Genomic DNA, 16,421 nt, shown 5'->3' on the forward strand with positions numbered 1-16,421 from the left:
ACAACGGATTGCTATTGAATTGCTAGCTGCTTGCGCAACAATTACAAGGGCTAGCGTCTGATTACTTAAAAAACCTGACCCGAGGAGACCCATGTCCAAACTACCCGCCCCGCTGGATCGTTTGCCGTTCCCCGTCATCGGCTCGCCGTTGTTCATCATCAGCAACCCCAAGCTGGTGATTGCGCAGTGCATTGCCGGCGTGGTGGGCTCCATGCCCGCACTCAACGCGCGCCCGGCCGAGCTGCTGGAAGAGTGGTTGAAAGAAATTACCGAGACCCTGGCTGCGTACAACGCGGCGCACCCCGACAAGCCTGCCGCTCCCTTTGCCATCAACCAGATCGTGCACAAGAGCAACGACCGGCTGGAGCATGACATGGCGCTGTGCGTGAAGTACAAGGTGCCCATCATCATCACCAGCCTGGGTGCGCGCGAGGACATCAACGCCGCGGCCCACAGCTATGGCGGCGTGGTGCTGCACGACATCATCAACAACAAGCACGCGCGCAAGGCGATTGAGAAGGGTGCCGATGGTCTGATTGCCGTGGCTGCAGGCGCTGGTGGCCATGCGGGCGTGAAGAGCCCGTTTGCGCTGATTCAGGAGATCCGTCAGTGGTTTGAGGGCCCGCTGGCCTTGAGTGGTTCCATTTCCACGGGCGCTGCCGTGCTGGCGGCACAGGCCATGGGGGCCGACTTTGCCTACATCGGCTCGGCCTTTATTGCCACCGAAGAAGCACGCGCTGCGCAGGAATACAAAGACGCCATCGTGGCCAACGATTCGGACGAGATTGTCTATAGCAACCTGTTCACCGGCGTACATGGCAACTACCTGGCGCCCAGCATCCGCGCCGCGGGTCTGGACCCGGCCAACTTGCCCGAGAGCGATCCCAGCAAGATGAACTTTGGCGGCGCTTCTGCCAAGGCCTGGAAGGACATCTGGGGCTGCGGCCAGGGTATTGGTTCCATCACCAAAGTGCAGCCTGCGGGCGAGTACGTAGCCCAGCTCAAGCGCGAATACGCCGCCGCCAAGGCCCAGCTGCTTTCGCACCAGTACGCCTAGTTTCAAGTCTTTTTGGCCTCTAGCCCGCGTGAAATCTGCGCGGGCAGCTCCTTTTTCAGGAGCGACGCTGCCCCGCTGTCCCTTCGAGCCTTAGGCTTGCAGGCGCAGTTCCGGCTCGTTATCTGCCAGCAGGCGGTTGAGTGCACGCTCCACAATCGGCGCTTGCTCAAGCATGTGCAGCGTTCCATTGCGCAGCATGGCCGCGACTTCACGCTCATTGCGCACAAAGGCGTCGAAGCCTTCGCGGTTGGTGAACAGAAACCGCGTGCGCATGGGACTGACCCAGCTCAGGCGGCAACGGTGTGGCAGCTGGTTGGGCTCAGCCACTTCAAACCACACGCCGCGCGTCAGCAGCTGGGCACTGGCGTCGAAATCATCCATGGCAGCGGGGTCTTGCACCGTGAGCTGCGTGGCGCGACGCTGGTCCAGCGCTTCCATGGCGGCGTCGCCCGCACTTTCCTCCAGCGCGGCACTTTGCGTGTCGATGGGAGGAGGCGCCTTCATGCGGATCGCCAGCATGTGGGTCCCGATCAGGCGGCGCGTGAAGGTGGCACGCGGATCACCGTGCCAACCGATGGCATCCAGCTCCACGTTCAGGGTGCGTACCAGCTCGGGGAGAACGGCGACCAGCGCCTTGCGGTCTTCGGAAGTGGTTTTGGGCTGGGTGCTCCAGATCAGCTGGTCCATGGTCTGCAGTGCAGCATTCCAACGGCCGGGTTCGCTGTCTTCCCGCATCCAAGCTGCGGCAATCACTTGGCGCCATTCCGTGGTGAGGAAGGGTTTGAGGAAGGGCACCAGGGGCAGGTTGTCGGGCAGGGCACTGATGCGCGCGTGCACGATTTCATCGGCATGGGCCAAGGCAGCATTCAAGGCTTCCTGGTCCCGCTCCTGGTTGGCTACCGGTTCGATCTGCTGTTGGGCCTGTTGTTCACTTTCGAACAGGAATTCGGTGAACTCGGCCAGCAGCAGGCTGAACAGCGTCAAGTCGTCTTCAAACTCTTGCAGCACACGTTGCACCGTGTGTTCGATGCGTTGGTACAGCGGGTCTTGCTCGCCTTTTTCGGGTGTCCAGGCCACCGAGGAAGCGGCGAGCGTATCCACCAGCTTGCGTGCGGGGTGTTCGCTGCTCAGGAAGAAGTCGCGGTCCATCATGGCCGCGCGCAACACGGGGATCTGCAGGCGACCGATCACCACCTTCATCTGCATGGGGATGGCCTGGTCGGCAAACACGTAGTCAAACACCTCGGCCAGGGCGTCCACGGTGCCGCGGTCCAGTTCAGGGGCCTGGCGGATTTCTTCCTGCTCGCGGATTTGGCGCAACACATTGTGGTGACCGTGCGGGCTGTCTTGGGGTTGCAGGTGTTGCCAGCGTGAGGCACGGGGGCCGGCATCCGCCTGCATCTGGCCCAGGAAACTGAGCAGAGCCGGGTCGGCTGGCACCCAGTTGGCCTCGGGTTGCACCGTGTTTGCGTAGCCGTGTTCAGAGCCTTCGGTGTCGCCTTCGTACAGGCGGGCAGCACCACCGTTCGCCGTGGCTGGTCCCGCGTAGGCCGCGCCTGCGGAGCCTAGGCCGGCCGACCCTGTGGCACTGACGTTGCCGGGGGCTGCGACCACGCCCAGACGTTGCAGAAAGCTTTTGACCTGGGTTGCAATCTGTTGACCGGCCGGGGCCAGGGCACTCCAGGCGCTGCGGACAGGTTCGGCACTGACCGGTGCCATGTGTTGCGTGAGGGGGCCATGGGCGGATTGCAAGGGCGCCTGGCTGCTTTGGCCCGCATCACCCAAGGGCGCAGCACCGGACAATGGCGCGTAGGCCGAGGACACGGACTTGCGAATGCGGTGCACGGTTTGGGCCTGAATACCCGCTTGGCTCAGCGTGGCGCTCAGGTCGGTGTAGAGAGGCGCAAGGTCCATGGTGTGAGCGGGTTCCAGCGCTTGCACCAGGTGTTCCGTTGCCTGGGGTTCGAACTCACCCTTGTCCCAGGCGCGCATAAAGGCTCCCAGCAGCACCCCTGGGCGGAAGGGGTTGGATGACAGGCTAGGGGATTCGTTGCCAAACAGTGCCCCCAATTTTTGCGTGAGCGGGGTTAGGCTGTTCTCGTAGCGGGTGTTGAATTGCTGGGCCACACGGTCCAGCAACAAAATGCGGTGAACTTCGTCGACGTCAATCAGGCTCAGTGTCATGCCGTCGAGTGCATGGTCGCTGACAGGCGCTGGCTTGGCCCCGAGCTTCTCCATCTCGGGCCAGACGGTTTGGATCTCCTCCTGCAAACTCTGCTGCAGGGCATCGCGGTACAGACGTTTGAACTTTTCGGCCTGGCGGTCCAGCAGCACGGCAGCTGTGCGAAGGTTCTGGGATTGCAGCAGTGGCAATTTGCTGTCGGCCAGGTCCAAGAGGTGGGCCCGAATTTGTTTGAGCTGCGCGTCTTCGCGGTCTTCAAAGTAGCCTAGCGTCTTTCCCATCATTGCGCGCACCAGCCTCAGCGCCTGCGCGCGCGACTCCGGGGTGCTATTGCTGGGGGAAAAAGGCTGAAATGCGCTCATGTACCGCTGAAGGGGAGGGCCGCCCGTTGAGGCTGACAAACCCTTCGTCCATCGACTGAATTTCTGATGTGGAATGATCGCATGGACCACGGGTCATCCCTAGCCCCTAGCCGGACCTGCCACCCAGATTTAGCCACTTGATACACAGTTTCTCGTAACGAGTTGTAAGTTGGTGCTAATCGGAGGGAAAAGTCACATCGGCTTGCCCGGGAATCCAGGCTGGGAGTTTGTCCATGGTGCACAGGTACGTGGTTGATCGTTCGAATTGCGCCAGCCAAGCCTGCAGGGCGGGCCAACCTTGCTGGGCAAACCACGGTGCATCGGTATGTGCAAACTGGCGCACGAACGGGGCCAGCGCGGCATCGGCCAGCCCGAAGTGCGCCCCCGCCAAATAGGCCTGGGTACGGAGTGTGGTGTCCAGTGCGTGCAAAAACACGGCACCTGCAGTGCGGTGGGCGATGCCATCGGGTAGCGCGTAGCGATGGGGGTATTTGTAGCGGTCCAGGGTCTGTTTGAAGGGCCCGTCGTTCTCTGCAATCCAGGCCCGTGTGCGTGCCCAAGCAGCCTCGTCGCGCGGTAACCAGTGCTCGGGGTCCTGGGCCTGCAGGGCCCAGAGCATGATGTCAAGGCTCTGGTCGATCACTGTCCCATCTGCCAGCACCAGCACGGGCACCGTGCCTTTGGGAGAGGCCTGCAGCAACTCGGCCGGTTTGTGGGCCAGCACCACTTCGCGTAACGCACATCGCTGCTGGCTTACCGCCACGGCCATGCGGGCGCGCATGGCGTAAGGGCAGCGCCGGAAGGAGTACAGCACCGGCAGCGCCATGGGACGTCTCAGTCCGCCACCGGCTTGGGTAGCACTGCCCCGATGTGCACCTGCTGGCGCATCTTGGCCAGTTCCCATTGGCGTTGCCGTTCGCGGGCGCTGTTCTTTTGCGCAGCACTGGTGTGAGCATGGCAGCGCGGGCAGCTCACACCCGCTTCGTACAAGGGCGAGTCGGTGGCGCCATCTTCCAGCGGTTGGCGGCAGGCGCGGCACAGGCCATGGTGGCCGGGCACCAGGCCGTGGCCCACGGACACACGTTCGTCGAAGACAAAACACTCACCACGCCACAAACTGTTCTCTGGAGCGATATTTTCCAAGTATTTAAGGATGCCCCCCTCCAGGTGGTAGACCTCTTCATAGCCTTGTGCACGCATGTAGGCAGTCGACTTCTCGCAGCGGATCCCGCCGGTACAAAACATGGCAACCTTGGGCTTGCGGCCCGCACGGGGGCGCAGTGGCTCGGCTTGCTGCACCCACGCGGGTAACGCTGAAAAGCTTTTGATATGTGGATTGAGGGCTCCGGCGAATGTCCCAATTTCCACCTCATAGTCGTTGCGGGTGTCCACCACCACAACGTCAGGGTCGGAGATCAAGGCATTCCAGTCTTCTGGTTTGACATAGGTACCGGCCATGTGGGTGGGGCTGATACCGTCCACCTGCATGGTCACGATCTCTTTCTTGAGCCGCACCTTCATGCGGTAGAACGGAGCTTTGTCCGCAAACGATTCCTTGTGCTGGAGGTCGGCCAGCCGTGGGTCCGCCCGCAGGTAGGCCAAGACTGCATGCACATCGTCGGGTGCTCCGGCAATCGTGCTGTTGATGCCCTCGCGGGCCAGCAGAATCAGGCCCTTGACCTGGCGGGATTCGCAAAAGGCCAGCAATGCCGGTTTGCGTTCGGCGTAATCGGGCAGGTCGACAAACTTGTAGAAGGCGGCGGTCAGGTAGCGGCTTGGAGACATCGTGTAATTGTGCCTTGGTGCAGGGGGCTAGGGGTCAGCAGGGCCAGGTAGAACCATGTTCAGGCACCAGTGCGCGCCAGTGCAGTTCGTGTTCGATTCGTCCTCGCATGGTGTCGGCAGCGTCGGGGTCACCGTGCACCACATAGACTTGGTCCGGGCGGCTCGGGCTGCTGCGCAACCAGTCCAGCAGCTGGTTGGCGTCGGCATGGGCCGAGGCGGATTCCAGCTGCACAATTTCGGCCTGGACCTCCACGTCCCGGCCATGGATGCGCACGCTGCGGGCTCCGCTGGCCAAGGTGGCGCCCCGTGTGCCGGGCGATTGGTAGCCTGTCAGGATGACCATGTTGCGGTGGTTGCCCGCGTGGTGGGCCAGGTGGTGCAGTACACGCCCCCCAGTTGCCATGCCACTGGCGGAGAGGATGACCATGGGCCCATGGCGCGCCGCCAGGGCCTTGGATTCGTCCGTGCTCTGGACCATGGTGGCAGTATGGGTCATGGCGTGCACCTCGCTCTTGCTCAGCCGGTGCTCGCCCGGGTGCTGCTCAAACAGATGCGTGGTGTGGACTGCCATGGGGCTGTCCAGAAACACCGGTAACCCGTGGGGCAGGGCGCCCCTGACCTTGAGTTGGGCGATGGCATGTAGCAGTGCCTGTGCGCGACCGACCGCAAACACCGGTACGACGGCTACGCCCCCGCGCGCTGCCAGGCGCTGAAGGGCCGGTCCGAGCTCTGCCAGCAAATTGTCCTGCGGGTGGGTGCGGTCACCATAGGTAGATTCGATCAACACGGTGTCTGCCTGAGGCGCTGGCGCGGGCGGATTCATCAGGGTGTCGTCCGGGCGCCCTAGGTCCCCCGAGAACAAAATGCGCCGACCAGCCACCTCCAGCAGGATGCTGGATGCCCCCAAAATATGGCCTGCGGGATGGAAGGTCGCGCGCCAGTTGGGCAGGGGCTGGAAAGTGTTGCCGTGCGGTACTGCCTTGATCAGGGGCAGGCAGTCCAGGGCGTCTTGGCGGGTGTACAGCGGCAGTGCGGGGCTGTGTTTGGAAAAGCCGTGGCGATTGGCGAAGGCCGCGTCTTCCTCCTGAATGTGGCCGCTGTCGGGCAACAACACACGGCACAAATCACGTGTTCCGGCCGATGCATAGATGGGGCCACGGTAACCCTCTTTGGCCAACAGGGGGAGGTAGCCGCTGTGGTCCAGATGGGCGTGGGTCAGCAGCACGGCATCCACTTGGTCTGGCACGATAGGCAGGGGGGCCCAATTGCGCAGCCGCAGTTGCTTGTAGCCCTGGAACAATCCGCAGTCCACCAGCAGGGATTGGTTTCCGTGCCGCACCAGGTATTTGGAGCCCGTGACGGTACCCGCCGCACCGAGAAAGGTGATGGAAACGCCCATGAAATTCTCCATAAAAAAAGCCGCTGGGTCGTTTATAGACCGAGCGGCGTGGAGAGAGCGCGAGCAAGCTCCGCCTTTCTTGACCTGGATCAGCTAAAGAAGCTCTTCAGACGGTCGGTCCAGCTGTCACCGGATGGCGAGTGTTTGCTGCCGCCCTTCTTGAAGGACTCGTCCAACTCCTTGAGCAGCTTGCGTTGGTGCTCAGTGAGTTTGACCGGTGTTTCCACGGAAATGTGGCAGTACAGGTCGCCAGGATAGCTGGAGCGCACGCCCTTGATGCCTTTGCCGCGCAGGCGGAACTGCTTGCCAGTCTGGGTGCCTTCGGGAATGTCGATCGCGGCCTTGCCGGCCAGCGTGGGGACGTCGATCTCACCACCGAGTGCGGCAGTAACAAAGCTGATGGGCACGGAGCAGTGCAGGTCATCGCCATCGCGCTCGAAGATGTCGTGCTTCTTCAGGCGGATTTCGATGTACAGGTCGCCGGGCGGGCCACCGTTGGTGCCGGGTTCGCCGTTGCCAGCGCTGCGGATGCGCATGCCGCCATCGATACCAGCTGGGATTTTGACTTCCAGCGTTTTCTGGCGCTTGATCTTGCCCTGGCCGCTGCAGGCGGTGCAAGGCTCCGGGATCACCTTGCCATTGCCGCGGCAGGTGGGGCAGGTTTGCTGCACGCTGAAGAAGCCTTGGCGCATCTGCACGGAACCCGCGCCATTGCAGGTGCCACAGGTCTTGACCTGGGTACCTGGCTTCGCACCCGTGCCTTTGCAGGTATCGCAGTTATCCCAGCTTGGGATGCGGATCTGCGCATCCTTGCCGCGGGCTGCTTCTTCCAGCGTCACTTCCATGGCGTAGCTCAGGTCGCTGCCACGGTAGACCTGACGGCCACCGCGACCACCGCCACGCTGTTGACCGAACATGTCGCCAAAGATGTCACCAAAGGCTTCGGCAAAGCCGCCATAGCCCTCACTGCCGCCGCCGCCCCGGTTAGGGTCCACGCCGGCGTGGCCATACTGGTCATAGGCGGCGCGCTTCTGGGCGTCAGAGAGCATCTCGTAGGCCTCTTTGGCCTCCTTGAATTTCTCTTCTGCGGCTTTGGCTGCATCGCCCTGATTGCGGTCAGGGTGGTGCTTCATCGCCAGTTTGCGATAGGCCTTTTTGATCTCGTCTTCTGAGGCGCCCTTGCTGACGCCCAGAACTTCGTAATAGTCGCGTTTGGCCATGTGTCTCTTGTGCCTGTTAACAACAGAAAAGCCGCGTTGAACCCCGACTGGCGTTCAACGCGGCATCTTTGTGCTGCGCTAATGTGCCAGCTTAGCCTTTTTTCACTTCTTTGACTTCAGCGTCCACGACGTTGTCGTCATCGGCCGGCTTGGAGGAAGCTTGTGCACCTTGCTCGGGCCCAGCTTCCGCACCGCCTTCAGCGGCTTGCTTGGCCTGCATGTCGGCGTACATCTTTTCGCCCAGCTTCTGGCTGGCTGCCATCAGGGCTTCGCTCTTGGCCTTGATGGCATCCTTGTCGTCGGACTTCAGACTGTCTTCCACGTCCTTGATGGCCGCTTCGATCTTTTCCTTCTCGCCGGCTTCCAGCTTGTCTCCGTACTCGCCCAGGCTCTTCTTGACGCTGTGGGCATTGGCTTCGGCTTCATTGCGAGCTTGCACCAGTTCCAGTTTCTTCTTGTCGTCGGCCGCATTCAGCTCGGCGTCTTTCACCATTTGCTGAATTTCGTCTTCCGACAAGCCGGAGTTGGCCTTGATGGTGATCTTGTTTTCCTTGCCAGTGCCCTTGTCCTTGGCGCCCACGTGCAAGATGCCGTTGGCGTCAATGTCAAAAGACACTTCGATCTGCGGAGTACCGCGCGCTGCGGGTGGGATGCCTTCGAGGTTGAACTCACCCAACATCTTGTTGGCAGAGGCAATTTCACGCTCGCCCTGGAACACCTTGATGGTCACGGCCGGCTGGTTGTCTTCCGCAGTCGAGAAGGTCTGCGCGAACTTAGTCGGGATGGTCGTGTTCTTGGTGATCATCTTGGTCATCACGCCGCCCAGGGTTTCAATTCCCAAGGACAGAGGCGTCACGTCCAGCAGCAGTACGTCCTTGCGGTCACCGGACAGCACCTGGCCCTGGATCGCGGCGCCCACGGCAACAGCTTCATCGGGGTTTACGTCTTTGCGGGGTTCCCTGCCGAACAGCTCCTTGACCTTCTCTTGCACCTTGGGCATGCGGGTCATACCGCCGACCAGGATCACGTCGTGCACTTCGGAGGCGGACACGCCGGCGTCCTTCAGGGCGGTGCGGATCGGTGCAATGGTGCGTTCGATCAGCTCTTCCACCAAGGCTTCCAGCTTGGCACGGGTCAACTTGATGTTCAGGTGCTTGGGACCGGACGCGTCTGCGGTGATGTAAGGCAGGTTGATGTCGGTCTGCGCGCTGCTGGAGAGTTCAATCTTTGCCTTTTCAGCGGCTTCTTTCAGGCGCTGCAGGGCCAGCACATCCTTGGACAGGTCCACGCCTTGCTCTTTCTTGAACTCGGCAATGATGAAGTCGATCACGCGCTGGTCGAAGTCTTCGCCGCCCAAGAAGGTGTCTCCGTTGGTGGACAGCACTTCGAATTGCTTTTCACCATCGACGTCGGCAATTTCAATGATGGACACGTCAAAGGTGCCGCCACCCAAGTCGTACACCGCGATCTTGCGGTCGCCCTTTTCGTTCTTGTCCAGGCCGAAGGCCAGCGCTGCAGCGGTGGGTTCGTTGATGATGCGTTTGACGTCCAGACCAGCAATGCGGCCAGCATCCTTGGTGGCTTGGCGCTGGGCGTCATTGAAGTACGCGGGCACGGTAATCACAGCCTCAGTGACTTCTTCACCCAAGTAGTCTTCTGCAGTCTTTTTCATCTTGCGCAGAATGTCCGCGCTGACCTGCTGAGGAGCCATGCGGTTCCCGCGCACTTCCACCCAAGCATCACCGTTATCGGCGGCGGCAATGGTGTAAGGCATCAGGTCGATGTCCTTTTGCACTTCCTTTTCGGTGAACTTGCGGCCGATCAAGCGCTTGACGGCGTACAGAGTGTTTTTGGGGTTGGTCACCGACTGGCGTTTGGCGGACGCGCCGACCAGCACTTCGCCGTCTTCCTGGTACGCAATGATGGAGGGCGTGGTACGCGCACCTTCCGCGTTCTCGATCACTTTGGCGGTGTTGCCTTCCATGATGGCGACGCAGCTGTTGGTGGTACCCAAGTCAATGCCGATGATTCTTCCCATGATTTACTCCTGCTAACTTAAAAATTCAGATGTGGATAAGGTGTGGGCTACTTCTAGGCTTTCAAGAGCCCACATCACGCAAAGTGGTATTTTTTAGAGCGCTTGCTTTATTTCGCGGCGGCCACAGTAACCAGGGCCGGACGCAACACCCGGTCGGCAATGGAGTAGCCTTTTTGCAGCACGCTGACCACGGTGTTGGCCTCCTGCTCAGCCGGTACGACGCTGATGGCTTGGTGTTGGTGCGGGTCAAACTTGGTGCCAGCGGCAGGTGCTATCGCGATGACTTTGTTGCGTTCCAGTGCAGCCACCAACTGGCGCAGGGTCGCTTGGGCACCCTCGCGGATTTGTTCGGGCGTGGCGTCCTTGATTACCAAGCCGGCCTCCAGGCTGTCTGCCACGGGCAGCAGGCTTTCGGCAAACGATTCGACGGCGAATTTGCGCGCCTTAGAGATTTCGTCATCGGCACGGCGACGGGCGTTCTCGGCCTCGGCTTTGGCGCGCAGGTACTGGTCTGCCAGATCAGCACTCTTGGCTTGCAGCGTGGCGAGTTCGGCTTGTGCCTGTGCCAGGGCATCTGCCTCGTTGGCGGCTTGGGCTGCAACCATTTCCTCGGTACTTTGGTAGTTGACGGCCGCGGGATTGGGGGGAGGTGTGGGGGAGGTATCAGACATGCGTTTGGCTCAAAAGAGAAGGCGGGAATGCGTACCAGATAGTGCTCTGGTACGCAGTTTCAAGGGCGTATTAGCCCGACACGCCCAGCAGTTCCACATCAAACTTCAGCGTGGCGTTGGGAGGGATGACGCCACCGGCGCCGCGGGCACCATAGCCCAGTGCGGCAGGGATGATCAGAGTGCGTGCACCGCCCACTTTCATGCCCGCCACGCCCTCATCCCAGCCGCGGATCACCATGCCGGCACCCAGATGGAACACGAAGGGGTCGTTGCGGTCTTTGCTGGAGTCAAACTTGGCGCCTTGTTCACCATCGTTGTACAACCAGCCGGTGTAGTGCACGGTAACGCTTTGGCCTTTGGTGGCTACGGCGCCGGTGCCTTCGGTGGTGTCTTCAAATTGCAGGCCGGTGGCGGTGGTTTGCATGGGGATGTCCTCGTTTGCTATAAAAATGGTAGCTGCTTGCGCACAGGGGGCGTGCGCTGGTGGGCAGAAAAGCCCTAAATTATGCCGCAGACGAAAAAAAGACAGGCCAAGCCTGTCTTGCGAGGTGTGAAGCCGGCGAGGCCGGCTACTGTTTACTTGGCTTTTTTGGCCAGGCTGGTGGACCACTTCACGGCAAAGGCCTGCAGGTCGCCCAAGCGTTTGAGCAGGTCGGCGCCAGCAGCGGTGACCACATACCCGTCGCTGCCATGGGTCAGAAGGCCTGCGTCGCGCAGTTCCTTGATGCGGGTGTTCAGGGTGTTGGGGGTGATGCCGCCCACACTGTCTTGTAGCAAGCGAAAGGTTTGGGCATGGCCGTCGCGCAAGGCCCACAAAACGCGAATCGCATAGCGGGATTCCAGCAATCCCAACAGTTGACCGACTGCGATTGATTCTTTTGCGCTCATTACCTTGCCCTTTGTCTGTACCGTAACAGATTGTGCCCGTGGGGCAGCAACCGCCGAAATGAGCGGAAACTATAGCGCAGATTTTCGGCTGCTACAAGTTTCATAGCTGGTAACGCATGTTTTCCGGGCAATCCCCTCTAAAAACGCCCACTTTGTTGGTCCCTCGAGTCTGTGTGTCAGCCCTTGCCAGGGGGCAGGGGAGGTGCTAACGTTCTCGGCCAGACCCCACTGGGGAGAGCATCTTGCGGAGATCGGCATGAATTTTAATTTCGAACAAGTCCACAACTATTACGAACGCCTGGTGTTTGAGGAGGTGGTGCGCCGTGCACAAGCGCACCCCGATTTCAGCAACGACATGCTGGCCGATGTGGCCTGTGTGGCGCTGAACCGTCTGCCCGCACGTTATGTACGCCATGATGTGGACATGATGTTTTACCTGACCGAGCAGGAGCGCCATGCCATCGAGCTCTCTCTCGAAGAGGTGCTGCAGTTTGCCTTTGGCTTTGTGCAGGAGCGGGCTGCCAAGGCACCCCGTTGATTCTTAAAAACTGGCTAGTACTCTCTGCATGAGGGCAGGCGAGATGGCTGGCAGTGGGCCGAACCACGCTTCAAATGCGGGCCGTGCTTGGTTGAGCAGCATGCCTAGGCCATTTACCGTGGGGTTTCCGCGGGCTTGTGCTGCCACCAGCAAAGGCGTTTCCAGGGGCACATACACAATATCCGACACTAAGGCCGTGACGGGCAATGCGTCCAAGCGCAACTCCAGTGCGGCTTGGCCATGCATGCCCTGGTTGGTGGTGTTGACCAGCAGCGCAGCGGCCTCCAGCGCCGCATGACGCTCGGCCCAGGGCACGGCCTTTACTGAGGGACCAAACTCCTGTGCCATGTCCATGGCCTTGCCATCACTGCGGTTGCTGAGGCGAATTTCGGTGGCGCCTTCGGCCAGCAGGCCGGCAATCACGGCACGTGCTGCCCCGCCAGCACCAATCACACTGGCCGGTCCCGTATCCGCACGCCATGCGGGGTGGGCATCGCGCAGGCTCTGGATGAAGCCAAAGGCATCGGTATTGCGGCCCGTGAGTGATCCGTCGGTACCCACCACAATGGTGTTGGCAGCACCGATGCGTTGTGCCAGCGGCTCCAGATGGTCCACGATGGACATGGCTGCCACCTTGTGGGGAATGGTCAAGTTGCAGCCGGCGAAGCCCAACACGGGCAGGGCGCGCAGGGCTTGCTCAATCTTTTCGGGCTCCACGGGCAGCAGCACATAGGCGCCGCGCAGGCCGTGTTCGGCAATCCAATGGTTGTGAAGAAGGGGGGAGCGGGAGTGGGCGACGGGCCATCCCATCACACCTGCGAGTCGGTAGGGTTGTTCGTGGGCCATGAACTTGATCGCAATATCTACTATTAAAAAAATAGCGCCCCGCGCACATTCCATGTGGGCTGGGGCGCTAAATGGCTTGAAAGCCGTATGCTTTACAGCGTGTCGGTAAAGCTACGCAGCTTGTCGGAGCGGCTGGGGTGCTTCAATTTGCGCAGGGCCTTGGCTTCGATTTGGCGGATGCGCTCGCGCGTCACGTCGAATTGCTTGCCGACTTCTTCCAGCGTGTGGTCCGAAGTCATTTCGATACCGAAACGCATGCGCAGTACCTTGGCTTCACGTGGGGTCAGACTGTCCAGGATGTCCTTGACCACATCGCGCAGGCCGGCTTGCATCGCAGCTTCCATCGGTGCGGTGTTGGCGCTGTCTTCGATGAAGTCGCCCAGGTGGCTGTCGTCGTCGTCCCCGATCGGCGTTTCCATGGAGATGGGCTCCTTGGCGATCTTCATGATCTTGCGGATCTTGTCCTCGGGGATCTCCATCTTGGCGGCAAGCACAGAGGCGTCCGGCTCAAAGCCGAATTCCTGCAGGTGCTGGCGGCTGATGCGGTTCATCTTGTTGATGGTTTCGATCATGTGCACCGGGATTCGGATGGTGCGGGCCTGGTCCGCGATCGAGCGGGTGATGGCCTGGCGGATCCACCAGGTGGCGTAGGTCGAGAACTTGTAGCCCCGGCGGTATTCGAACTTGTCCACGGCCTTCATCAGGCCAATATTGCCTTCCTGGATCAGGTCGAGGAACTGCAGGCCGCGGTTGGTGTACTTCTTGGCAATCGAGATCACCAAGCGCAAGTTGGCCTCGATCATTTCCTTCTTGGCGGCGCGCGAAGAATATTCGCCTTCGTTCATGCGCTTGTTGATGTCCTTGAGCTGGTCCAGCGGCACCACCACCTGGGCTTGCAGGTCCATCAGCTTCTGCTGCAGATCTTGCACGGGCGGAATGTTGCGGCCCATGACGGCAGCCCAAGGTTTGCCGGAGGCAGCCTGCTTCTCGATCCACTTGAGGTTGAGTAGGTTGGAGGCCACCTTGTTACCGGCCTTGTCTCGTCCGCTGAAGTCGGCAATGAACTGCTCTTGTGGGTAGCCACATTTGTCCACAATGATGCGACGCAGTTCGCGCTCTTTTTTGCGCACGTCATCGACCTGGCTGCGCACCATGTCACAGAGCTTTTCGATCGCCTTGGCAGTGAAGCGAATGGTCATGAGTTCATCACTCAGGGCCCGTTGCGCCTTGATGTAGGCTGGTGTTCCGTAGCCTTCCTTGTCGTAGACCTTGTGCACCTTCTCGAACAGCTCGCGCATCTTGTCGAACTTCTCCAGCGCCTGCTTCTTGAGCTCTTCGAGCTTCTTGGTCAGGGCTTTGGAGCCACCCTTGCCATCGTCATCGTCGGCTTCGTCGAACTCGTCAAAGTCTTCTTCGGCCACGTAGTCGTCGGCCTCATTGGGGTTGGAGAAGCCGTCAACGATGGTGGTGATGACCACTTTGCCTTCGCGGATGTCTTCGCCGAGGCGCAGGATTTCGGCGATCGTGGCGGGGGACGCGGAGATCGCTTCCATCATCGCCATCAGGCCGCCTTCAATGCGCTTGGCGATTTCGATTTCGCCCTCGCGGGTCAGCAGCTCCACGGTGCCCATTTCACGCATGTACATGCGCACGGGATCTGTGGTTCGGCCGAATTCGCTGTCCACCGTGCTTAGTGCGGCTTCAGCTTCTTCTTCCGCTTCTTCCACGGTCGCTGCAGTGGACACGTTGTTATTCAGCAGCAGGGTTTCCGCGTCTGGGGTCTGTTCGTAGACAGCCACGCCCATGTCGTTCAACATGGAGATCACGACTTCCAGGGTTTCTGCGTCGACCAGCTTATCGGGCAAGTGGTCGGAAATTTCGCCGTGTGTCAGGTAACCGCGGGTCTTGCCCAGGGTAATCAGGGCTTTGAGGCGGGCACGGCGCTTGGCCATGTCTTCTTCGGACAGCACGGTTTCGTCCAGGCCGAATTCCTTCATCAAGGCGCGTTCCTTCGCCTTGCTGATCTTCATGCGCAGAGGCTTGACCTTTTCGCCGGGCGCTGCGGCGGCTTCGGGTTCACCGGCCAAGTCGGCTTCGATGTCCGACATGTCCATGTCATCACCGCTGGATTCGGCTGCGGCCTTGGGCTTGCGGCCGCGTTTGGCGCCGGTGCTGGCCTTGGCTGGGGCGCTGGACTCCGCGGCAGCTGCCTTGGCCGGGCGGCCGGCTTTCTTCTTGGTGGGCGTTTCTGCGGCGGCCAAAAGCGCGTCGGCGGCTTCTTTCAACTGGGCGGCTTTGGATTTGGGTGCGGACACGGGGGAAGCTTTCTTATCGGTCTTCGGGGCGGACTTGCTGGCAGGCTGGACAGGCTTGGCGGATTTTGAAGCGGGCATGCAAAAACCTCAGGTCAACAAAAAAACAGGCAAACAGATCAGGCACCAGCTACATCACGCAGTGAGCGAAGTAGGTGGCAAGACGGGGTAGACATACCCCTGTGGCAAGATGGGAGGGCGATCATTTGGAATGCAGTCCTTGCGGTGAGGTGGCCGGTTGTGACTTGGTGTCAACATGTGGCCTGGCCCGGAGGTGCTGCTGTCGCTCTTGCCGAAACAATCCAAGATTATAGTTGGTAAATGGTTTTATTCAATGGAGTTCTGCTTGTGCTGGCCTTGGCGGTGGGTTGCCAGACGGCCTCTGCGCAGCCCCAGATGCCGATTCTGCAGGCTCTGACCGAGTCTCTGCCCCCCCTGAACTATGAGCACGATGGCAAGATCACCGGCTTTGCCAGCGAATTGCTGGACCTCATGGCTGCCGAGGCTGGTGTCTCCCTGCAAAAACAGATCTTGCCCTGGGTGCGCGCCTATGACCGCGCCACCAAGCCTGGCGATACGGTGCTGTACTCCCTGGTGCGTACGCCGGAGCGCGAGCCGTTGTTTCGCTGGGTGGGGCCGATTGGGCCCCGGCGCATCCTCCTGTACAAGTGGGCGGATCGCACTGATATCCAGCTCAAGTCGCTGGATGACGCCAGGGCGTACCGGATTGCAACCACCCTGGAGTCGGCGGCGACCAAAAACCTGATCAAGCAAGGTTTTGTACCCATGCCGGTGGATGGCGCGGCGTCGGGTCTGGAGCAGGGAGTGAACGATGAGCAGAACATGCGCAAGTTCATTGCCAAGCGCGTTGACCTGCTGGTATCTCTGGATTGGGCCGCTGCCTACAATGCCAAGAATGCCGGCATGGACCCCGCGGATTTGGCGCCAGCGCTGGTGCTGGATGAGAGTCTGGCCTATTGGTATGGCCTGAATCTCGCGGTCGCCCCAGACGTGGCCAAACGGCTCAATGCGGCCTTGCAAAAGCTGCGCAACGATGGGCGTTATGCCCAGCTGCGGCAAAAGTACCTGCTCAAGGCCGCCAGCAAATGACGCAGCGGTAACG

The 16,421-nt window shown here is 60.6% G+C and carries 14 protein-coding genes; 3 read left to right on the forward strand and 11 right to left on the reverse strand.

Annotation, left to right across the window (positions count from 1 at the left end; translation table 11 throughout):
* Positions 1 to 91: 91 nt before the first annotated feature.
* A complete protein-coding gene (locus tag CHU94_RS07515; protein ID WP_094478354.1) occupies positions 92 to 1,057 on the forward strand; it encodes a nitronate monooxygenase family protein in 966 nt (321 codons plus the stop codon).
* A gap of 90 nt (positions 1,058 to 1,147) precedes the next feature.
* Here the strand turns inward: CHU94_RS07515 and CHU94_RS07520 are convergent, their stop codons facing one another.
* From CHU94_RS07520 to CHU94_RS07560, 9 genes are all read right to left on the reverse strand, one after another.
* Positions 1,148 to 3,601, reverse strand: a complete 2,454-nt coding sequence (locus tag CHU94_RS07520; RefSeq protein ID WP_094478356.1) for a DUF1631 family protein — start codon at positions 3,599 to 3,601, stop codon at positions 1,148 to 1,150.
* A 175-nt stretch (positions 3,602 to 3,776) separates the two neighbouring features.
* On the reverse strand, positions 3,777 to 4,427 hold the full coding sequence (locus tag CHU94_RS07525) for a glutathione S-transferase (protein WP_094478358.1): 651 nt from the start codon (positions 4,425 to 4,427) through the stop codon (positions 3,777 to 3,779).
* Between the two features lie 8 nt (positions 4,428 to 4,435).
* Positions 4,436 to 5,386 (reverse strand): rhodanese-related sulfurtransferase, encoded by a 951-nt coding sequence (locus CHU94_RS07530; protein ID WP_094478360.1) that lies wholly within the window; start codon positions 5,384 to 5,386, stop codon positions 4,436 to 4,438.
* A 34-nt stretch (positions 5,387 to 5,420) separates the two neighbouring features.
* Positions 5,421 to 6,785 (reverse strand): MBL fold metallo-hydrolase RNA specificity domain-containing protein, encoded by a 1,365-nt coding sequence (locus CHU94_RS07535; protein ID WP_094479307.1) that lies wholly within the window; start codon positions 6,783 to 6,785, stop codon positions 5,421 to 5,423.
* Positions 6,786 to 6,874: 89 nt separating this feature from the next.
* Positions 6,875 to 8,005: a molecular chaperone DnaJ gene (gene dnaJ, locus CHU94_RS07540; protein WP_094478362.1), complete on the reverse strand. Its 1,131-nt coding sequence runs from the start codon at positions 8,003 to 8,005 to the stop codon at positions 6,875 to 6,877.
* Positions 8,006 to 8,096: 91 nt separating this feature from the next.
* Positions 8,097 to 10,043 (reverse strand): molecular chaperone DnaK, encoded by a 1,947-nt coding sequence (gene dnaK, locus CHU94_RS07545; RefSeq protein WP_094478364.1) that lies wholly within the window; start codon positions 10,041 to 10,043, stop codon positions 8,097 to 8,099.
* Between the two features lie 107 nt (positions 10,044 to 10,150).
* Positions 10,151 to 10,714 carry a nucleotide exchange factor GrpE gene (grpE, locus tag CHU94_RS07550; protein WP_094478366.1) on the reverse strand — a complete coding sequence of 188 codons (564 nt, stop codon included), beginning with the start codon at positions 10,712 to 10,714 and terminating at the stop codon, positions 10,151 to 10,153.
* A 70-nt stretch (positions 10,715 to 10,784) separates the two neighbouring features.
* Positions 10,785 to 11,144, reverse strand: a complete 360-nt coding sequence (locus CHU94_RS07555) for an FKBP-type peptidyl-prolyl cis-trans isomerase (RefSeq protein WP_094479310.1) — start codon at positions 11,142 to 11,144, stop codon at positions 10,785 to 10,787.
* Positions 11,145 to 11,290: 146 nt separating this feature from the next.
* Positions 11,291 to 11,602 carry a helix-turn-helix domain-containing protein gene (locus tag CHU94_RS07560; protein WP_094478368.1) on the reverse strand — a complete coding sequence of 104 codons (312 nt, stop codon included), beginning with the start codon at positions 11,600 to 11,602 and terminating at the stop codon, positions 11,291 to 11,293.
* A 256-nt stretch (positions 11,603 to 11,858) separates the two neighbouring features.
* Here CHU94_RS07560 and CHU94_RS07565 point away from each other — a divergent pair, with 256 nt between their 5' ends.
* Complete coding sequence (locus tag CHU94_RS07565; RefSeq protein ID WP_094478370.1) at positions 11,859 to 12,140, forward strand: late competence development ComFB family protein; 282 nt, start codon at positions 11,859 to 11,861, stop codon at positions 12,138 to 12,140.
* Positions 12,141 to 12,143: 3 nt separating this feature from the next.
* On the opposite strand, the gene CHU94_RS07570 is transcribed toward CHU94_RS07565, so the two are convergent.
* Both CHU94_RS07570 and rpoD read right to left on the reverse strand, forming a co-directional pair.
* Positions 12,144 to 12,986 carry a shikimate dehydrogenase gene (locus tag CHU94_RS07570; RefSeq protein ID WP_094478372.1) on the reverse strand — a complete coding sequence of 281 codons (843 nt, stop codon included), beginning with the start codon at positions 12,984 to 12,986 and terminating at the stop codon, positions 12,144 to 12,146.
* A 92-nt stretch (positions 12,987 to 13,078) separates the two neighbouring features.
* Positions 13,079 to 15,379, reverse strand: a complete 2,301-nt coding sequence (gene rpoD, locus CHU94_RS07575) for an RNA polymerase sigma factor RpoD (protein ID WP_094478374.1) — start codon at positions 15,377 to 15,379, stop codon at positions 13,079 to 13,081.
* A 240-nt stretch (positions 15,380 to 15,619) separates the two neighbouring features.
* On the opposite strand from rpoD, the gene CHU94_RS07580 reads away from it, so the two are divergent.
* On the forward strand, positions 15,620 to 16,408 hold the full coding sequence (locus CHU94_RS07580; protein ID WP_094478376.1) for an ABC transporter substrate-binding protein: 789 nt from the start codon (positions 15,620 to 15,622) through the stop codon (positions 16,406 to 16,408).
* Positions 16,409 to 16,421 lie beyond the last annotated feature (13 nt).

Origin of the sequence: Rhodoferax sp. TH121 (assembly GCF_002251855.1) — a bacterium.
GTDB lineage: Bacteria > Pseudomonadota > Gammaproteobacteria > Burkholderiales > Burkholderiaceae_C > Allorhodoferax.